The organism is Collinsella aerofaciens (genome assembly GCF_040926265.1).
Taxonomy (GTDB): Bacteria; Actinomycetota; Coriobacteriia; order Coriobacteriales; family Coriobacteriaceae; genus Collinsella; species Collinsella aerofaciens_BB.
In genome coordinates, this window is record NZ_JBCOIL010000018.1 from 36,579 (window position 1) to 52,614 (window position 16,036).

Consider the following 16,036-nt stretch of genomic DNA (forward strand, 5'->3'; position numbering starts at 1 on the left):
AACAAAATGCTGGTACCATACCGTGGTTGAGAATTTCGTATAGGTTTGGGGAATGGCATGGCTACCATCGCGATTATCGGTGCGCTCGAAAAAGAGATCATGCAGATTAAGGAAGAGTTGAGTAACGTTTGCATGGTACAGGAGGCGGGCTTGAACGTTGTGACCGGCGGGCTCGACGGTCTGTCGATTGTCGCCACGACGGCAGGTATGGGCACGGTAAACGCTGCTGCCGCAACACAGCACCTCATTAGCAAGTATGCTCCACAGGCAGTTGTGCTTTCGGGTATCGCGGGCGGTTTGAACCCTAAGCTCCATATCGACGACGTGGTCATCGGCAAATGCCTGCGCTATCTGGATACCGATACCGCGCTTATCGCCGAGTCTGCGCCGGGGCTCGAGGAGTTTGGCTCGACGCCTGCGCTGGTCGATATTGCTGCCGATGTGCTTGCTGAGCGTGGCTTTGTCAACGCTTCGACAAATGCAGCCGCCTCGAACGAGGGCACAAAGCAGTTCCTGGTCGGCACGATTGCCACGGGTAACCGCTTTGTGACGGGCGCCGCCATGCGCAACGACGCTATCGAGGCGACGCATGCCGATTGTGTCGGCATGGAGGGCGCGGCAATTGCCCATGTCGCAACCAAAAATGGTGTCGATTGCCTGGTGCTGCGCGCTATCAGCGATAATTGTGACGAGGCGTACGATGCGATTTGCGACCGCGAGTTCGATCTGTTCGAGTATGCTCGTACCGCGAGTGGCATTACGCTCGATATCGTTCGCCGTATCGCTGCTACCTATTAGCGCGCTCTTTTGTAAGAACCTACGACCAAGGAGTGTCCATGGCCGATTCAATTAACTACCAGCTTGCCAAGTTCGTTGCCAGCTATGGCAAGGTTTCGCAGATTCCCGAGTCCACCTGCCCCGAGGTGAGCTTCGTCGGCCGCTCCAACGTGGGCAAGTCGTCGATCATGAACAAGCTTTTTGGCCGCAAGAATCTCGTCAAGGTTTCGAGCACGCCGGGCAAGACGAGCAACATCAACTTCTTTGAGGCTGACGACGTGTACTTCGTCGACCTGCCGGGCTATGGTTTCGCCCGTCGTTCCAAGGCCGAGCGCGACCGTTGGGCAGAACTTATCGGCGACTTCTTCGACTCGGAGCGCAGCTTTAACCTGGTTGTATCGCTGGTGGACATTCGCCACGATCCCAGTAAGCTCGACCATGACATGATTGACTACCTGCAGGGCAACGAGTTCAACTTTATCGTCTGCCTCACCAAGGCCGACAAGCTCAGCCGCACCCAGCAGGCCCGCCAGGCAGCGGCCATCAAAAAGCAACTCAACGTTCCGGCCGAGAACGTGATCATCACAAGCTCCCAGACCGGCACCGGCATCGACGAACTCAAAAAGCGCATCGCCGAGGCTTGCCTCTAGTAAGGGCTCTTGGCAGGCAATAGTTTGCATCTATCTATATCACCCCAGTGATAGTTATTGGTACACTATCGCTGGGGTGATATTTTTGTTTGGAGGTCGATATGGAGCTTTGGCACGGGTCGGAGGTTGTTGTCGAGCATCCGTCGTTGGGTAAATGCAGACAATTCAATGACTATGGGTGTGGGTTTTATTGCACGCCACATGAGGAAATGGCAATGGAGTGGGCATGTCGGACCGAGTCCGATGGTATCGCGAATCGATATGAGCTCGATATGGATGGCCTTGCGGTCTTAGACTTGGAGTCCGGGGAGTTTTCAATTCTCAATTGGCTTGCGATTTTGGCTAACAATAGGGAGTTCAATGTTTCGACACCGCTGGCGCGCGAAGGACTTCGCTATCTGCTGGATAACTGCCTGATTGATATTTCTCCCTATGACGTAATTCGAGGTTATCGCGCCGACGATTCCTATTTCTCGTTTGCAAGACAGTTTGTCAACGGCATGATCTCGCTCAGGCAATTGCAGCGCATTATGTTTTTGGGGGATTTGGGCATTCAATACGCTCTTATGAGTGAGCGTGCGTTTTCAGCAATCAGATTCCGCGAATGGAGGCAGGCGTTGGGATCTGAGTATTATCCCAAGCGCTTTAAGCGAGAGCAGAACGCGCGGCGCAAGTACCTGGAAACTGTGAATGGATTCGACTCTAAGGGTGTCTACATTAGGGATTTAATGACAGGGAGGATTGATTTAAATGATCCAAGAGTTAACGGATTGTGGGCCGAGTAGGACATACCCCGTCTACTACCTCGAGGATGCAATGAACAACCTCGGCGACTGCTTCGACTATGCCGTGAACGACTATGGAGCGGAAGGGTCTGAGGTCGCTGAACTCTTTTGCCTGAGCGGCGTAGCCCGTGAGTTTGAGCGTGGCAACGCATGGGTCGTATCGGGAAAATCGGGCGTTGAGCTATTCGCGCTTATCGCCGAAAGGTCGGGCTATCAGAGCGGGTCTATACCGGATCGCACCTATCGTTTTGAGAAGACGCCAGAGTATTGGACAGGCTGGATACTGGCATATCTGCAGTGGCGTTTAGGGGAGTCTTTCGAAGACCTGCTGCATGTCGTTCCGTTTGACGCACTGCGCAGTCTGTACTATCCCTGGCACGAAGCCTCGGAGGAACGCGTGGCTCGCCTCGTCTGCGATATGGCGAAAAAAGCGTCCAGGCAAACCAAACTTGCGTTAGCAAGAAAGAAGCTTAAGAAAACCCAACAAGACCTAGCATACGAATCGGGTGTGTCACTCCGCTCAATCCAAATGTACGAGCAGCGCCAGAGAAACATCAATGAAGCTTCGGTAACAAGCGTAAGAGCCATAGCAAAAGCCCTCCACTGCAACATCGAAGATCTCCTAGAGCCAGTCTTCGAATACAAAGAAACAAACGCAGCGTAAACCAAGCACACAGCCGATGCCCGCCTCTAGGAAGTGCTCCAGCCTAGCAAGAGCCCCTACCAATAAAAAGCCAGATTATCAGCCCGGCGACTTTCCAGAGCGTAGGTCTCTGTAGCCGCCGCCAGCGAAGCTAACGTAGGGGAGGCCAGGGGCTTTGCCCCCAAATCTTTCCGCAGGACGGCAGGACCCCCGCCGCACGAAGTGCGCAGCGGGGGTCCTGCCATGTCCGAGGACGATTTGGGGGCAAAGCCCCTGGCCTCCCCGGCGAGTATACGGGACGGCGACTACAGGTATTCGATCTGGGCGCCTTCCGTGTCGCACGTCAGAATATGCGTGTCACACTTGGGGAACTGCTCACGCAGCTTGACCTGCAGGAACTTTGCCACGATGGTGTCGTCAGTCACGGCCATGAGGGTCGAGCCGGAGCCACTGATCCAGATGGTCTTGGCGCCTCCGTTAAGGCAGGTGTCGCGCACGGCGTTGTAGTCGGGGATGAGGCGGCGGCGATAGGGCTCCTGGATGCGGTCGTCATTGGCGGCGGCAATCAGGTCAAGGTCGCCGGTCTCCAGACCGCGCGTCATGCCGGCGATGCGGCCCATTTGCCATACGGCGGTGGAGAGTGGAATCTCCTGCGGCACAACCTTGCGCGCTTCGCTCGTATGCACCTCGTAGGGCGGAATCACGGTAATAAAACGCAAGCGATCGCTCACCTCGTAGCGCAGGCACTGGGGGAGCGAATCGGTCGGCGTAAAGGAGCAGACGGCGCCGCCCAGGATAGCAGGGGCGACGTTATCGGGATGGCCCTCGACCTCGGTGGCAATGCGGACAAGCTCAGCGCGGTCGACGGTGTGGCCTGTCAGTGCGGCGGCGGCCATAATGCCGGCGACGACGCAGGTGGAGCTGGAACCCAGGCCACGGGCGACGGGCACGTCGGTCTGAATGTCGATAGCAACGGGAAAAGCCGGCTCGCCCCACGCGGCCAGAGCATCGACAAAGCTCACATAGACCAGGTTATTCTCGTTTTGGAACTCCTCGGGGCAGCCCGTGATGGTGAGCTTGTCGGCGCGCTCGAAGGTGAAGTGCGAGTAGAGGCTGACGGCCATGCCGAGGGTGTCGTAGCCGATGCCCAAGTTGGCGCTTGTTGCTGGGACGGTGATCTTGATCATGTGAGTCCTCCTGGCGTGCCTGGCTGTTTAGTTCGCTGCTCGGGCAGTCCTGCGCAAGACGGAAAGCACATTAAGTGCTTTCCTTTGCGTGCGGAACTCGCGACGAACTAAACAGCCAGGCACGCTGTGCGCGTTCGTCATCATCCCGGGGATTATCTGATGAAAGAAGGTGCGCCGGCTTTCGCCGGCGCCTTATAAGGGGTTTTAGTTGGTAGCCATCTTTTTTGCTGCGGACTCGACGTAGCTTGCCATCTCATCGACGTCGCAGACGTCTTCGAAGCGGACGGGCTTGGATTCGAGTTCGGCGAGCTGGGTCGGGGCGACCGTGTTGGTGGCCTGCTCGAGTACGCGCATAGCCTCAAAATCATCCTCGGGAACGTCGAGGCCCAGGGCGTCGCAGCAGGCGCGCGGGAACTTGTAGGGGCTTGCGGTCGAAAGCAGCACGCGGGCCTTGGCACCCTCGGCGGGAGCGATTTTTTCAAAGACGTGATAGCCGCAAGCGGTGTGCGGGTCGATCACGTAGCCGTTCGCGTCCCAGCAGCTCTTGATGACAGCGCGGACCTCGTCCTCGCTGGCCCAACCGCAGCCAAAGACGCTCTGAATCTTTGCTAGCAGGTCGGCGGGAACCTCGTAGCGACCAGTCTGTGCCAGCTGCTCCATAAGGCTAGCAACGAGTTCGCAGTCGCCATCGGACAGGAAGTAGAGCATGCGCTCGAGGTTGGAGCTGATGAGGATGTCCATCGACGGCGAGATGGTCGTGAAGAACGGGCGGTTACGGTCGTAAACGCCGGTGGTCAGGAAGTCGGCAAGCACGTTGTTCTTGTCGCTCGCCACGACGAGCTTGGCGACGGGCAGACCCATGCGCTTGGCGTAGTAGCCGGCCAAGATATCGCCAAAGTTGCCGGTCGGTACGCAGAACTCCACGGCGTCGCCGGCCTCGATGGCGCCGACGCGCAGCAGCTGCGCATAGGCGGCAAAGTAGTAGACGACCTGCGGTACCAGGCGACCGACATTGATGGAGTTGGCGCTCGAAAGCACCGTGCCGGCGGCCTCCAGACGCTCGGCAAGCTCCTTATCGGCAAAGATGCGCTTGACGGCGCTCTGAGCGTCGTCAAAGTTGCCGCGGATGCCGCAGACGGCGACGTTGTCGCCCTCCTGCGTGGACATCTGCAGGTTCTGGACGCGGCTGACCTTGCCCTCGGGATAAAAGACGGTGATGCCCGTGCCCGGAGCGTCGGCAAAACCGGCGAGCGCGGCCTTGCCCGTGTCGCCCGACGTGGCGGTGACGATCATGATGCGCTCGGCGCCGCCGTCCCTGGCGGAAGTGCGGGCCATCAGACGGGGGAGCATCTGCAGGGCGACGTCCTTGAAGGCGCTTGTGGGGCCGCCAAAGAGCTCCATCACATAGGTCTGAGGGGCGTCAGCGCCCGGCGCAGCGTCGAGTTTGACGAGCGGCGTAACCTCTTCACTCGCGAACGTGCCGCGGTATGCCTCGTCGACACACGCCGAAATTTCTTCGGCCGTGTAATCATTCAGTAACATTCCCAACACATCTTGAGCGATTTCAAAGTACGATTTATCTGCAAGCGAGCTGATATCGACCTGCTGGGTGCCGAGCTCGTCCGAGACAAACAAACCCCCGTCGGGAGCGATGCCGGTGCGGATTGCCACCTTACTTGAGCACGATAAAGTGCGTCCTCGTGTACTATGATAAGTTCCCATATAACACTGCTCCTCGGATGCCTTGGTCCCAATCGGTGAAACCATGGTATCAGAGCGCGCAAAACAGGTTTGCAGAGGCTTTTAGAAAGGTAACCTCAAGCCCATGATTAAGATTGCCAAGTTTGGCGGCTCGTCGGTCGCCGACGCCGAACACTTCAAGAAGATCAAGGCCATCGTCGATGCCGACCCTGCCCGCCGTTTTGTGGTGGTTTCCGCCTGCGGCCGCCGCTTTAAGGGCGACACCAAGGTGACCGACCTGCTCTACCTGGTTAACGCGCACGTTAAGTATCACGTGTCGTGTGAGGAGCTGCTCGAGGACATTGGCCAGCGTTATTTTGATATCGCTGACGAGCTGGAGCTCACCTATCCCATCCGCGAGGAGTTCGCGGCCTTTGCCGAGCGCGCCCGCTCGGGCGGCTACTCTACCGAGGAGCTCGTGAGCCGTGGCGAGTACTTCACCGCTCGCCTGATGGCGGAGTACCTGGGCCTGCCGTTCCTGGACGCCGCGACGGTTGTGGCGTTCCATCATGACGGTACGCTCAGCATGAATCGCACCTCCGAGCTGGTGCAGGAGTACGGCCAGCAGGGCGGCTTTGTTATGCCCGGTTTCTACGGCGCGACGCGTGAGGGCCAGATCAAGCTGCTCGACCGTGGCGGCGGCGATATTTCCGGCTCGATCCTGGCCAAGTGCCTGGGCGCCGACTTGTACGAGAACTGGACCGACGTCTCGGGCTTCTATTCTGCCGATCCTCGCATTGTGCCCGAGGCTCAGCCCATTGCGCGCGTTACCTACGAGGAGCTGCGCGAACTTTCGTACATGGGTGCAAGCGTCCTGCACGAGGAGGCCGTGTTCCCCGTGCGCGAGGCGGGTATTCCGCTGGTCATCAAGAACACCAATGCGCCGCAGGACCCCGGCACCATCATTAGCGAGACGGCTGATGAGGGTGAGGCAGAGCCCATCATTACCGGCGTGACCGGCAAGCGCGGCTTTGTCGCCATCAACGTTGCCCGCGACCGCACCAAGCCCCGTGTTGGCTTTATGCGCCGCGCGCTTTCGGTCTTCGAGCGCTATGACGTTTCCGTCGAGCACATGCCCACCGGTGTCGACCGCTTTGGCGCCGTGGTGCAGGAGCAGGACGTGCACGACTCGCTGTACTCGCTCGTGGGCGACATTCAGCAGGAGGTCGAGCCGCTCGAGATCGAGGTTGTCGAGGGTCTGGCGCTCATCGCGACCGTCGGCCGTAACCTGCGTGGCCGCGCAGGTATCTCGGGCCATCTGTTTGGCATGCTTGGCCAGGCCGGCGTGAGCGTGCGCATGATTTCGCAGAGCTGCGACGAGATCAACATCATTATCGGTGTCGAGGAGAAGGACTTCGACCTGGCGATTCAGACCATCTACCGTGCCTTCTCCGATGAGAACGGCATTGTGAAGGTCTCCGACCTGGAGGTCCCCGCACCGGTCGATCCCGCCTTGGCCGCGCTCCGCAAGTAGTTGCCGTCCCGGTGCATTTTTGGGACAAGTGCCAAAAATCTACGGCGGGGCGTTTCGTTTCGGTTTCGTTTCGACGGGGCGGGTTTCGTGTCCGCCCCGTTCTTGTATACACTGGCAACAATAATCAGCCTGCTCGGCGTGCGGGCAAAAGCCAAAACCTTTAAAGGGGGAAGCATGAAACAGTACACGGTTGCTATTTTGGGCGCGACGGGAGCCGTGGGCACCCAGATGCTCGAGTGCCTCAACGAGCAGGAGTTCCCGGTCGGCAAGCTTAAGCTGCTGGCGAGCGCGCGTTCTGCGGGCAAGACCGTCGAGTTCCGCGGCGAGCAGATCGTGATTGAAGAGGCTTGCCCTGAGGCCTTTGAGGGCTGCGACATTGTGCTCGGAGCCGCTGGCGACGATATCGCGAAGGAACTGCTGCCCGAGGCCGTCAAGCGCGGCGCCGTCGTGGTCGACAACAGCCATGCCTTCCGTATGGATTCCGAGGTGCCGCTGGTCGTGCCCGAGATCAATGCCGACGATATCAAGTGGCATCACGGCCTTATCGCCAACCCCAACTGCGCGACCATCATCGGCTTGGTTCCCACCTGGCCGCTGCATCAGCTCGCCGGCGTGAAGCGTATGATCGTCTCGACGTATCAGGCGGCTTCGGGTGCCGGCGCTCCCGGCATGGCCGAGCTCGAGGCTCAGCTGGCCGCCCTGGGCCGTGGCGAGGAGATTCCCGAGCCGCGCGCATTTGCCGCCCAGCTCGCGAGCAACCTGATTCCGCAAATTGGCGGCGTCAAGGAAGAGGGCTTTACCTCCGAGGAGATGAAGCTGCAGAACGAGGGCCGCAAGATCATGCACCTGCCCGAGCTGCGCGTGAACTGCACCTGCGTGCGCGTGCCCGTGCTGCGTTCGCACTCCGAGAGCATTACGCTCGAGTTTGAGCGCGATATTACGGTCGAGGAGGCCCGTGCTGCGCTGGCTGCTGCTCCTGGCGTCAAGCTGGTTGACGATATGGCTGCCGAGGATGCGCACGACCGTTTCCCCATGCCGATGGATACGTCCGACCAGGACCTGATTTGGGTCGGCCGCGTGCGTCGCGACATCTCGAACCCCGAGGCTGCGCGCGGCATCACCTTCTGGTGCTGCGGCGACCAAATCCGTAAGGGCGCGGCAACCAACGCCGTCCAGATCGCTAAGCTGCTCTGCGAGTAGTGTGACCTGTCCGGCGGGGGCCGGGCCCAGTTTTCAGAACGTCCTCGACCATGTGTGGCGCCTTGTCCTGCTCCTTCGGAGCCGCGGACAAGGCGCCACACTGGTCTGCGGAGTGTTCTGAAAACTGGGCCCGGCCCCCGCCTGCGGTGACGCTGTTGCGAGCGGCCTGCGATGGGGCCGTTGCTGGTTGGGGCCGCTGGGCTGATGTTGGGGCGCGTGGCTGTTGCGGGCCCTAGTCCCGGCGGCGGCCACGGCGCTTCGCGCCTGCCGCCTTTGGGGACTGTGGGGCGCGGCCGGCAGCTGCGGCGCGTTGCGCCTGCTGCCTGTGGGGACTTTGGGGTCGTGCGGCAGCTGCGGCGCTGCGCGCCTGCTGCTTTGGGTGACTTTGGGGTCGATTGGGGTTGTCTGCACAGTTCGCGGTATTATGTTGCGGAGTTTTGAAAGGAGCCGCTGGTGGTCACGACGACGTTTGCTTCGCCTTTGGGCGAAATCTTGCTTGCCGCTGATGGCCGCGGCCTGACGGGGCTTTGGTTTGAGGAGCAGGAGCATTTTGGCTCCACGCTTCTCCGGGAAGACTCCGAACATGTTGAAGGCGCCGACGCGGTTTCCGGTACCGGTGGCATGTCGTCGGTAAGTCCCGCAAATGGTGCGGCCTCTTCGGTGCTTGAGCGTTCCTGGGCTTGGCTGAATGCTTATTTTGCGGGGCAGGAACCTCGGTTTACGCCGCCGTTGCATTTGATTGGCACGGCGTTTCAGCATGAAGTTTGGTACGAGCTGCTTTCTATTCCGCGTGGCGAGGTCGCCACGTATGGCGAGATCGCCCAGCGTGTTGCGGCTCGACATCGTGTGCCGGGAAATGAGGCACCCGTTGTGTCTCCCCGTGCCGTGGGGGCCGCGGTCGCGCGTAATCCCATTTCGATTATTGTGCCGTGCCATCGCGTGGTTGCCGCCGATGGTTCGCTCAACGGATATGCCGGCGGCCTCGACCGCAAGGAGTGGTTGCTTCGGCTTGAGGGCGCGTACGAGGACTAACGTTCAAGCACTTTGCATGGCCAAGACACCCTGAAAGAACGAGTCGCCGTCCTTTCGCGGCCGGCATGCGTCCAAGCGCTCGGCATATGTGCCTTAAGTTTGGCTAAGCCCTATCCAGCGTTTTTAGAAACGTGCAGGTTGAGCAGCTAAGGCTGCGCTAAGGCGGCTGGCGGTGCGCTATCATCGGCAATATCGAAATCTGTATAGCCGCGCGCCAAAGGAGCAACCATGAAACTGATGCTTGCCGAGGACGAACCCGGCCTCTCCCGCGCCCTTACCGCGATTCTTCAACATAGCGACTACGAGGTCGATACCGCGCTCGATGGTCTGACGGCGCTCGAGTATCTGCTCGCCAACGACTATGACGCCGCAATTCTGGACATCATGATGCCCGGCATGGACGGTATCGAGGTACTCAAGCGCACACGCGCCGCCGGTAAGCGACTGCCCATCATCATGCTCACGGCAAAAAGCGAGGTGTCCGATAAGGTCGAGGGCCTGGATGCCGGTGCCAACGACTACCTGACCAAGCCGTTCGCCGCCAAGGAGCTGCTCGCACGCATTCGCGCCATGACGCGTGCCGCGACGGCAATTGACGCCACGACGCTCAGCGTGGGCAACGTGCGCCTCGACACGGCATCGTGCACACTCGTGGGCCCTTTGGGCGAGGAGCACCTGGCCAATCGAGAGTTTCAGCTTATGGAGCTCTTTATGCGCAACGCCGGCACGCGCATGCCCACCGAGCGTTTGATGCTCGAAGTTTGGGGTGAGGACGCGCCCGAAGGCGCTAACGTGGTGTGGGTCTATATCTCGTACCTGCGCAAAAAGCTGACGGCGCTTGGTGCCAACGTGGCCATCCGTGCATCGCGCAACCAGGGCTATTCGCTCGAGGTTGTTGAGGAGGGCGAATAGGCGTGAGCGCGAGTGCGTGGTGGAAGCGCACGACGGCAAAGCTCGGCATGGGCGCGGACTCGGGTAATCCGGGGCGCGCCGATGCTGCCAGTGCAATGGGACGTCGCCTGCGTCGTAAGTTCATCCTGGTTGCCATGGGTGCCGTGACCGCCGTGCTTACGCTTATCATCGCCGGCATCAATATCGTCAACTACTCGCATGTCTGCAAGATGGCCGACGCTCGTCTGGACTATATCTTGGCGGGCAAGGACGGCATCGATTGGACGGATGAGCCCAAGACCGATCTCGGCGAGGATGTGGGCGCCGGTAAGACCGCTGCCGGTGACAGGGTGGTCATGCGCACCGGGCACTTCGAAGGTATGACGGCGGAGTCTCCCTTCGACACGCGCTACTTTACGGTGTCGATTGCCGGTGGGCAGGTGACCGATGTCAACACGGCCCGCATTGCCGCGGTGGGTGCCAAGCGTGCTGCACGCATCGCTGCAGGACTATATTCCAAGGGTTGGACCTCGGGCTTTTCTGGTAACTACCGCTATACGGTTACGGTTCAGGGCGACGAGACCACCTATGTGTTTGTGGACTGCTCGCGCGAGCTTGCAAGCTTTCATTCGTTTTTGAGCGCGAGCGTGGCGATTAGTTGCATTGGCTGGCTGGCGGTGTTGGCAATTGTGGCGGGTGCCTCGGGCGCGGTGATTCGGCCGATGGTCGAGAGCTACAGCAAGCAAAAGCGCTTTATTACCGATGCAAGCCACGAGATCAAGACGCCGCTGGCCGTGATTGATGCCGCCAATGAGGTGCAAGAGATCGAGAGCGGCGAGAGCGAGTGGACGCAGAGCATTCACGAACAGGTTGCACGGTTGACGGCGCTCACGGAGCGTCTGGTGTTTTTGTCTCGCATGGACGAGGGTTCGGCAGGCTTTACCATGATATCGATCGATCTTTCGGAGGCAGTGGACAAGGCGGCGTCGCCGTTTGAGTCGGTGGCGGTTTCGCGTGGCAAGCGTCTGTCGACGTCGATTGCGAGTGGCGTGCGGGCCCATGCCGATGCTGCAGCGGTGGCGCAGGTGGTTGAGCTGCTGCTGGATAACGCCACGCGCTATGCGAGTGAGGGCAGTGTAATTGAGTTGAGTCTGCGTGCCGTCTCACGCGGTGCAGGCAAAGGTTCGGCCGAGCTTGTCGTTTCGAACGCCGTGGACGAGCTGCCCGAAGGCGACCTAGATCGATTGTTCGACCGCTTCTATCGTGCGGACGTGTCGCGCAGCTCCAAGACGGGCGGCTCGGGCGTGGGCCTATCCGTGGTGCGTGCCATCGCCGAAGCCCATGGTGGGAGCGCTTCTGTCTGCGGCCACGGCAACCAGATCACCTTCACCGTCCGCCTCTAAAACCTGCCAAAATGAACCTGTCCCTTTTTGGTCGGTGCGAAATGGGTAATACTAAAGAGTTATCCGACCAGATGGGAATTAATCGATGGCTTATATCGAATTCAAAGACGTCATCAAGGCATACGGCGAGGGCGACGCCCGCATCCATGCGCTCGACGGTGCGAGCTTTTCTGTTGAGCGTGGCGAGCTTGCCATTATCCTGGGCGCTTCGGGCGCCGGTAAAACCACGGCGCTCAACATTCTGGGTGGCATGGATACGGCGACTTCCGGCACCGTGACGGTGGACGGGCGCGATGTGAGCTCCGCTAACGAGGCGCAGCTCGTGGAATACCGCCGCGCCGACGTTGGCTTTGTCTTCCAGTTCTACAATCTGGTCCCCAACCTGACGGCGCTCGAAAATGTTGAGCTTGCGGCGCAAATCTGCCCCGATTCGCTCGATGCCGAGCAAACGCTTCGTCAGGTTGGCCTGGGCGAGCGCCTGGGCAACTTTCCGGCGCAGCTTTCGGGCGGCGAGCAGCAGCGTGTGTCCATCGCCCGCGCACTGGCCAAGAACCCCAAGCTGCTTCTGTGCGACGAGCCCACGGGTGCGCTCGACTATAAAACCGGCAAGCAGATCTTGCAGCTGCTGCAGGATACCTGCCGCAAGCAGGGCATTACGGTCATCATCATCACGCACAACTCCGCGCTCGCGCCCATGGCCGATCGCCTGATTCGCTTTAAGAGCGGTCGCGTGGAGAGCGAGACGGTCCAGCAAAATCCCGTGCCTATCGAGACGATCGAGTGGTAGCGCCCATGGATCAGGACCGCCAAAACAGCCTACGCCGCGACGCGCAGAACACGGAGTGCGAGCAGGATTTTACGACCTACCGCACTGCCCAAAGCTCAAACGATATGGTGCCGACGGTTTTTCGCCGTGGCATCTACCGCACAATCCGAGGCAGTCTTAAGCGCTTCTTGTCAATCGTGGTCATCACCGCGCTTGGCGTGAGCGTGATGTGCGGCCTTAAGGCGGGTTGCGAGGACCTGTGCGATTCGGTTGACGCCTACTTCGACCAGCAAAATGTCTATGACATTAACGTGCAGTCGACCTATGGCCTGACTGACGATGATCTCGACGCCATCCAAGAGGTCGATGACGTCGAAACGGCCGAAGGCATCTACACCGAGACCGCCTACACCGCCGTGGGCACAACGCGCGAGCGCGTGGTCGTGCAAAGTCTCTCCAAGGAGAACATCGATCAGCCGGTGCTCGTGAACGGCGATTTGCCCGAGAGCGCCGATGAGGTCGCGGTGACTTCGAAGTTCCTGAAGGCTTCGGGTAAAAAGCTCGGCGATACGGTGAGTTTTGCCGCCAATGACGCGAGCTCGTCGAACCAAAGCGCCAAGGATCAGTTTGCCGCGGGCGATTACACCATTACGGCCGAGGTCCTCGATCCCACTGATGTGAGCTCCGACTCGACAGTCAACGCCTTTCGCGCTGCTTCGGCGGCGGACTATAAGTTCTATGTGAGCGAGGACGCCGCGACATCTTCTTTCTACTCCGCGGTCCACGTGATCGTCGAGGGAGCCAAGAGCCTCAACTCCTATTCGGATTCCTACGCGGCAAAGATCAATGAGGTCAAGAGCAATATCGAGAAGATCCGCGAGGAGCGTGAGAAAGCGCGCGCTCAGGAACTGACGGTCGACACGCCGGCAAGCTTGGATGCGGCCGAGCGCCAGGCGAATATGCTCTTTGGGATTGAGCAGGACAACATCAATCGCATGGCCGAGGGCAGCGACGAGCGTGCGCAGGCGCAAGCCGACCTGGACCAGCGCCGTGCCGCCGCCGACCAGCAGTTTGCCGATGCCCGCGCCGAGCTCTCTGACCTTGGTGAATGCACCTGGTACATCCAGGACCGCGGCAATATCGCAAGCTACTCGAGCGTGGAGAGCGATAGCTCGTCAATTGAGGCCATCGCCACGGTGTTCCCGTTCATCTTCTTTATCGTCGCCGTGCTCATCAGCCTTACCACCGCCACGCGTATGGTCGAGGAGGAGCGCACGCTCATCGGCCTGTATAAGGCACTCGGTTATTCGCGCGGACGCATCCTGTCCAAATACGTGGACTATGCGCTGTGGGCTTGTCTGATCGGCGGCGTGCTCGGCAACATCATCGGATTTGTGGGCCTGCCGCTGTTCCTGTTTACGGTGTTCGACGACATGTACTCGCTGCCCCAGATGCTACTTTCGTACGACATCGTGTCCTCGATCGTTTCGGTGGCGCTGTTTGCCGTGGGCGTGGTGGGCGCCACGATTATCGCCTGCCGCCACGAGATGGCCGAGACCCCTGCCTCGCTCATGCGCCCCAAGGCGCCGCGTGCCGGCTCACGCATTCTGCTCGAGCGTATCGGATTTATCTGGCGCCGCATGGGCTTTTTGAACAAGGTGGCAGCGCGTAACCTGTTCCGCTACAAAAAGCGCGCCTTTATGACCATCTTCGGCATCGCCGGCTGCACGGCGCTCGTGATCTGCGGCATGGGCATTCGTGATACGTCGGTCGCGCTTTCGCCCAAGCAGTACGGCCACATCACACGCTACGACCTGCTGGCGGTTGCCAATCCCGACGATTTTTCGCAGACGTGCGCGGCGCTCGACGAGCGAAGCGCGGTCAAGGATTCCGGTGTGACCGTAACTTCGACGCTGCCGATCATGACCGACAACGTCACCTTTACATTCGGCGGAAAGAGCGAGACCGTGCAGCTGATCGTGGTGCCCGATGACCGCACGAACGATCTGGACGACTATGTTCGCCTTGAGGATGAGTCCAAAGAGCCACTGTCTTTGCGTGACGGAGACGTGTATCTGGGTAAGAGTTCACAGCTGGTGCTGGGGATTCAACCGGGCGATACGGCGCACGTCCAGGATTCGTCACTCAACGTCGCCAAGGTCAAGGTCAGCGACATTTCGCTTAACTATCTGGGCAACACGCTTTACATGACGCAGAGCACCTATGAGCGCGCGTTTGGGCGCAGCGTTCGCCTCAATGGCATCTTTGCGCTGCTCAAGGGTTCGTCGGCCGACCAGATTGCGTTTAGCAAGAAGCTTAAGAGTGACGGCTGGCTTTCGATTTCGAGCACGGCCGAGCATTGGGAGAACTTTGAGGCGAACTTCACTATTATCAATTCCGTCGTGGTGCTCGTGACCTTTATGGCGGCGTGCCTGTCGTTTGTGGTGGTGTTTACGCTGTCCAACACGAATATCTCCGAGCGCGAGCGCGAGCTGGCGACCATCAAGGTGCTTGGTTTCCGCCGTGGCGAGGTGCACCATTACGTCAACAAGGAGACGTTGATCCTCACGGCAATTGGCGCCGCGCTGGGCGTGCCACTGGGCGGCTTGCTGGCCGAGAGTTTTACGTACATTTTGCAGATGCCGTCGCTGTACTTTGACGTCGAGGTCGAGCCGCTGAGCTACGTGCTATCCGTGCTGCTGGCCTTTGGCTTTACGTTTATCGTCAACCTCGCCACCAATCGTACCCTCAACAAGATCGACATGGTCGGCGCCCTCAAGAGCGCCGAGTAGCCTGCCAAAAAGGGATAGGTTTATTTTGACAGGTTTTATCTGGGCAAACGCCGGACAACCATTAGGTGGCCCGGCGTTTGCCCCGTTTTGCTGGGGATGTCTGTCGTTCAGTGCTCTTACTGGCCAATCCAGTGTTGCGCATAGCTCTTAATGTCTTCGGTAAAACCGTCAAGGTCGTCAAGGGTGATCACGCTGTCGATAAGCAAATTGGCTATCTCGTGGTGCATTGTACTGCGGCGAATGTCGTTTGCAATTACGCCTGAGGACAGCTTGTCTCTATTGAGGCGCTCTTCTAGTGCCCAAAATCTACTGGACGCTTCGCTGTCGCCGTTCAGCATCTCAACGTACTGGCCGATGAGCTTTTCCATATAACGTTCTTGCCATTGGGGAAGCATTTTCTTAAACAGCTTCCAGTCGCTTTCGGCTACGTCGCGCATATGTCCTCCGCTCGTCAAACGGGCTTTCCATTTGCCTTCCATTCTATTTGGTTTTCGCTCGCAGGCGTGGATGAGAGGCTCTCTTTAGCCTTCGAGATTGGGCTTGAATGGGTCGTATGCCACAAAACGGGCCTATCTACTACGTTTAATTGGATACCCTCAACCATGCCGGGAAAACGGAAAATAAAACCGACGCTCCTATAAGTTGTCAAGAGGCAGTTTGCGGGAGAGCTCCCTTCAATTCGCACAGGAGCTCGTA

14 protein-coding genes are annotated in these 16,036 nt (G+C 59.3%); 11 read left to right on the plus strand and 3 right to left on the minus strand.

Translation table 11 applies throughout. The features are described 5' to 3' along the window. Positions 1 to 57 precede the first annotated feature (57 nt). The 4 genes from mtnN to AB5767_RS06595 all read left to right on the plus strand — a co-directional run bounded on the left by mtnN (position 58) and on the right by AB5767_RS06595 (position 2,876). Positions 58 to 798 carry a 5'-methylthioadenosine/S-adenosylhomocysteine nucleosidase gene (mtnN, locus tag AB5767_RS06580; RefSeq protein ID WP_368132091.1) on the plus strand — a complete coding sequence of 247 codons (741 nt, stop codon included), beginning with the start codon at positions 58 to 60 and terminating at the stop codon, positions 796 to 798. A gap of 38 nt (positions 799 to 836) precedes the next feature. Beyond that, positions 837 to 1,427: a ribosome biogenesis GTP-binding protein YihA/YsxC gene (gene yihA / locus AB5767_RS06585; protein ID WP_368132092.1), complete on the plus strand. Its 591-nt coding sequence runs from the start codon at positions 837 to 839 to the stop codon at positions 1,425 to 1,427. A 101-nt stretch (positions 1,428 to 1,528) separates the two neighbouring features. Further along, positions 1,529 to 2,212, plus strand: coding sequence for a DUF3990 domain-containing protein (locus AB5767_RS06590; protein ID WP_368132093.1), 684 nt, complete (start codon positions 1,529 to 1,531; stop codon positions 2,210 to 2,212). A 31-nt stretch (positions 2,213 to 2,243) separates the two neighbouring features. Then, the gene (locus AB5767_RS06595; protein WP_368132094.1) at positions 2,244 to 2,876 is read left to right on the plus strand and encodes a helix-turn-helix transcriptional regulator; all 633 of its coding nucleotides are present in this window, start codon (positions 2,244 to 2,246) and stop codon (positions 2,874 to 2,876) included. A gap of 284 nt (positions 2,877 to 3,160) precedes the next feature. Here the strand turns inward: AB5767_RS06595 and thrB are convergent, their stop codons facing one another. Then, on the minus strand, positions 3,161 to 4,042 hold the full coding sequence (gene thrB, locus AB5767_RS06600) for a homoserine kinase (protein WP_006234874.1): 882 nt from the start codon (positions 4,040 to 4,042) through the stop codon (positions 3,161 to 3,163). A 204-nt stretch (positions 4,043 to 4,246) separates the two neighbouring features. Further along, a complete protein-coding gene (gene thrC, locus AB5767_RS06605) occupies positions 4,247 to 5,764 on the minus strand; it encodes a threonine synthase (RefSeq protein WP_368132493.1) in 1,518 nt (505 codons plus the stop codon). Positions 5,765 to 5,867: 103 nt separating this feature from the next. Here thrC and AB5767_RS06610 point away from each other — a divergent pair, with 103 nt between their 5' ends. The 7 genes from AB5767_RS06610 to AB5767_RS06640 all read left to right on the plus strand — a co-directional run bounded on the left by AB5767_RS06610 (position 5,868) and on the right by AB5767_RS06640 (position 15,340). Further along, entirely contained in the window at positions 5,868 to 7,256 is a 1,389-nt protein-coding gene (locus AB5767_RS06610; protein ID WP_368132494.1) for an aspartate kinase, read from the plus strand. Positions 7,257 to 7,430: 174 nt separating this feature from the next. Beyond that, entirely contained in the window at positions 7,431 to 8,456 is a 1,026-nt protein-coding gene (locus tag AB5767_RS06615) for an aspartate-semialdehyde dehydrogenase (protein WP_368132495.1), read from the plus strand. 453 nt (positions 8,457 to 8,909) lie between these two features. Further along, the gene (locus AB5767_RS06620) at positions 8,910 to 9,488 is read left to right on the plus strand and encodes a methylated-DNA--[protein]-cysteine S-methyltransferase (RefSeq protein WP_368132496.1); all 579 of its coding nucleotides are present in this window, start codon (positions 8,910 to 8,912) and stop codon (positions 9,486 to 9,488) included. Between the two features lie 228 nt (positions 9,489 to 9,716). Then, positions 9,717 to 10,400 carry a response regulator transcription factor gene (locus AB5767_RS06625; protein WP_161115065.1) on the plus strand — a complete coding sequence of 228 codons (684 nt, stop codon included), beginning with the start codon at positions 9,717 to 9,719 and terminating at the stop codon, positions 10,398 to 10,400. Positions 10,401 to 10,402: 2 nt separating this feature from the next. Then, positions 10,403 to 11,782, plus strand: a complete 1,380-nt coding sequence (locus AB5767_RS06630; protein WP_368132497.1) for a sensor histidine kinase — start codon at positions 10,403 to 10,405, stop codon at positions 11,780 to 11,782. 85 nt (positions 11,783 to 11,867) lie between these two features. After that, positions 11,868 to 12,569, plus strand: coding sequence for an ABC transporter ATP-binding protein (locus tag AB5767_RS06635; protein WP_161159360.1), 702 nt, complete (start codon positions 11,868 to 11,870; stop codon positions 12,567 to 12,569). 5 nt (positions 12,570 to 12,574) lie between these two features. Further along, positions 12,575 to 15,340, plus strand: coding sequence for an FtsX-like permease family protein (locus AB5767_RS06640; protein WP_368132868.1), 2,766 nt, complete (start codon positions 12,575 to 12,577; stop codon positions 15,338 to 15,340). A 116-nt stretch (positions 15,341 to 15,456) separates the two neighbouring features. Here AB5767_RS06640 and AB5767_RS06645 read toward each other — a convergent pair whose 3' ends face one another. Further along, complete coding sequence (locus AB5767_RS06645; protein ID WP_368132641.1) at positions 15,457 to 15,777, minus strand: hypothetical protein; 321 nt, start codon at positions 15,775 to 15,777, stop codon at positions 15,457 to 15,459. Positions 15,778 to 16,036: the final 259 nt, after the last annotated feature.

Coding starts and splice junctions, on each gene's coding strand:
- mtnN (WP_368132091.1), top strand. CDS start 58: ATGGCTACCATCGCGATTATCGGTGCGCTCGAAAAAGAGATCATGCAG.
- yihA (WP_368132092.1), top strand. CDS start 837: ATGGCCGATTCAATTAACTACCAGCTTGCCAAGTTCGTTGCCAGCTAT.
- AB5767_RS06590 (WP_368132093.1), top strand. CDS start 1,529: ATGGAGCTTTGGCACGGGTCGGAGGTTGTTGTCGAGCATCCGTCGTTG.
- AB5767_RS06595 (WP_368132094.1), top strand. CDS start 2,244: ATGAACAACCTCGGCGACTGCTTCGACTATGCCGTGAACGACTATGGA.
- thrB (WP_006234874.1), bottom strand. CDS start 4,042: ATGATCAAGATCACCGTCCCAGCAACAAGCGCCAACTTGGGCATCGGC.
- thrC (WP_368132493.1), bottom strand. CDS start 5,764: ATGGGAACTTATCATAGTACACGAGGACGCACTTTATCGTGCTCAAGT.
- AB5767_RS06610 (WP_368132494.1), top strand. CDS start 5,868: ATGATTAAGATTGCCAAGTTTGGCGGCTCGTCGGTCGCCGACGCCGAA.
- AB5767_RS06615 (WP_368132495.1), top strand. CDS start 7,431: ATGAAACAGTACACGGTTGCTATTTTGGGCGCGACGGGAGCCGTGGGC.
- AB5767_RS06625 (WP_161115065.1), top strand. CDS start 9,717: ATGAAACTGATGCTTGCCGAGGACGAACCCGGCCTCTCCCGCGCCCTT.
- AB5767_RS06635 (WP_161159360.1), top strand. CDS start 11,868: ATGGCTTATATCGAATTCAAAGACGTCATCAAGGCATACGGCGAGGGC.
- AB5767_RS06640 (WP_368132868.1), top strand. CDS start 12,575: ATGGATCAGGACCGCCAAAACAGCCTACGCCGCGACGCGCAGAACACG.
- AB5767_RS06645 (WP_368132641.1), bottom strand. CDS start 15,777: ATGCGCGACGTAGCCGAAAGCGACTGGAAGCTGTTTAAGAAAATGCTT.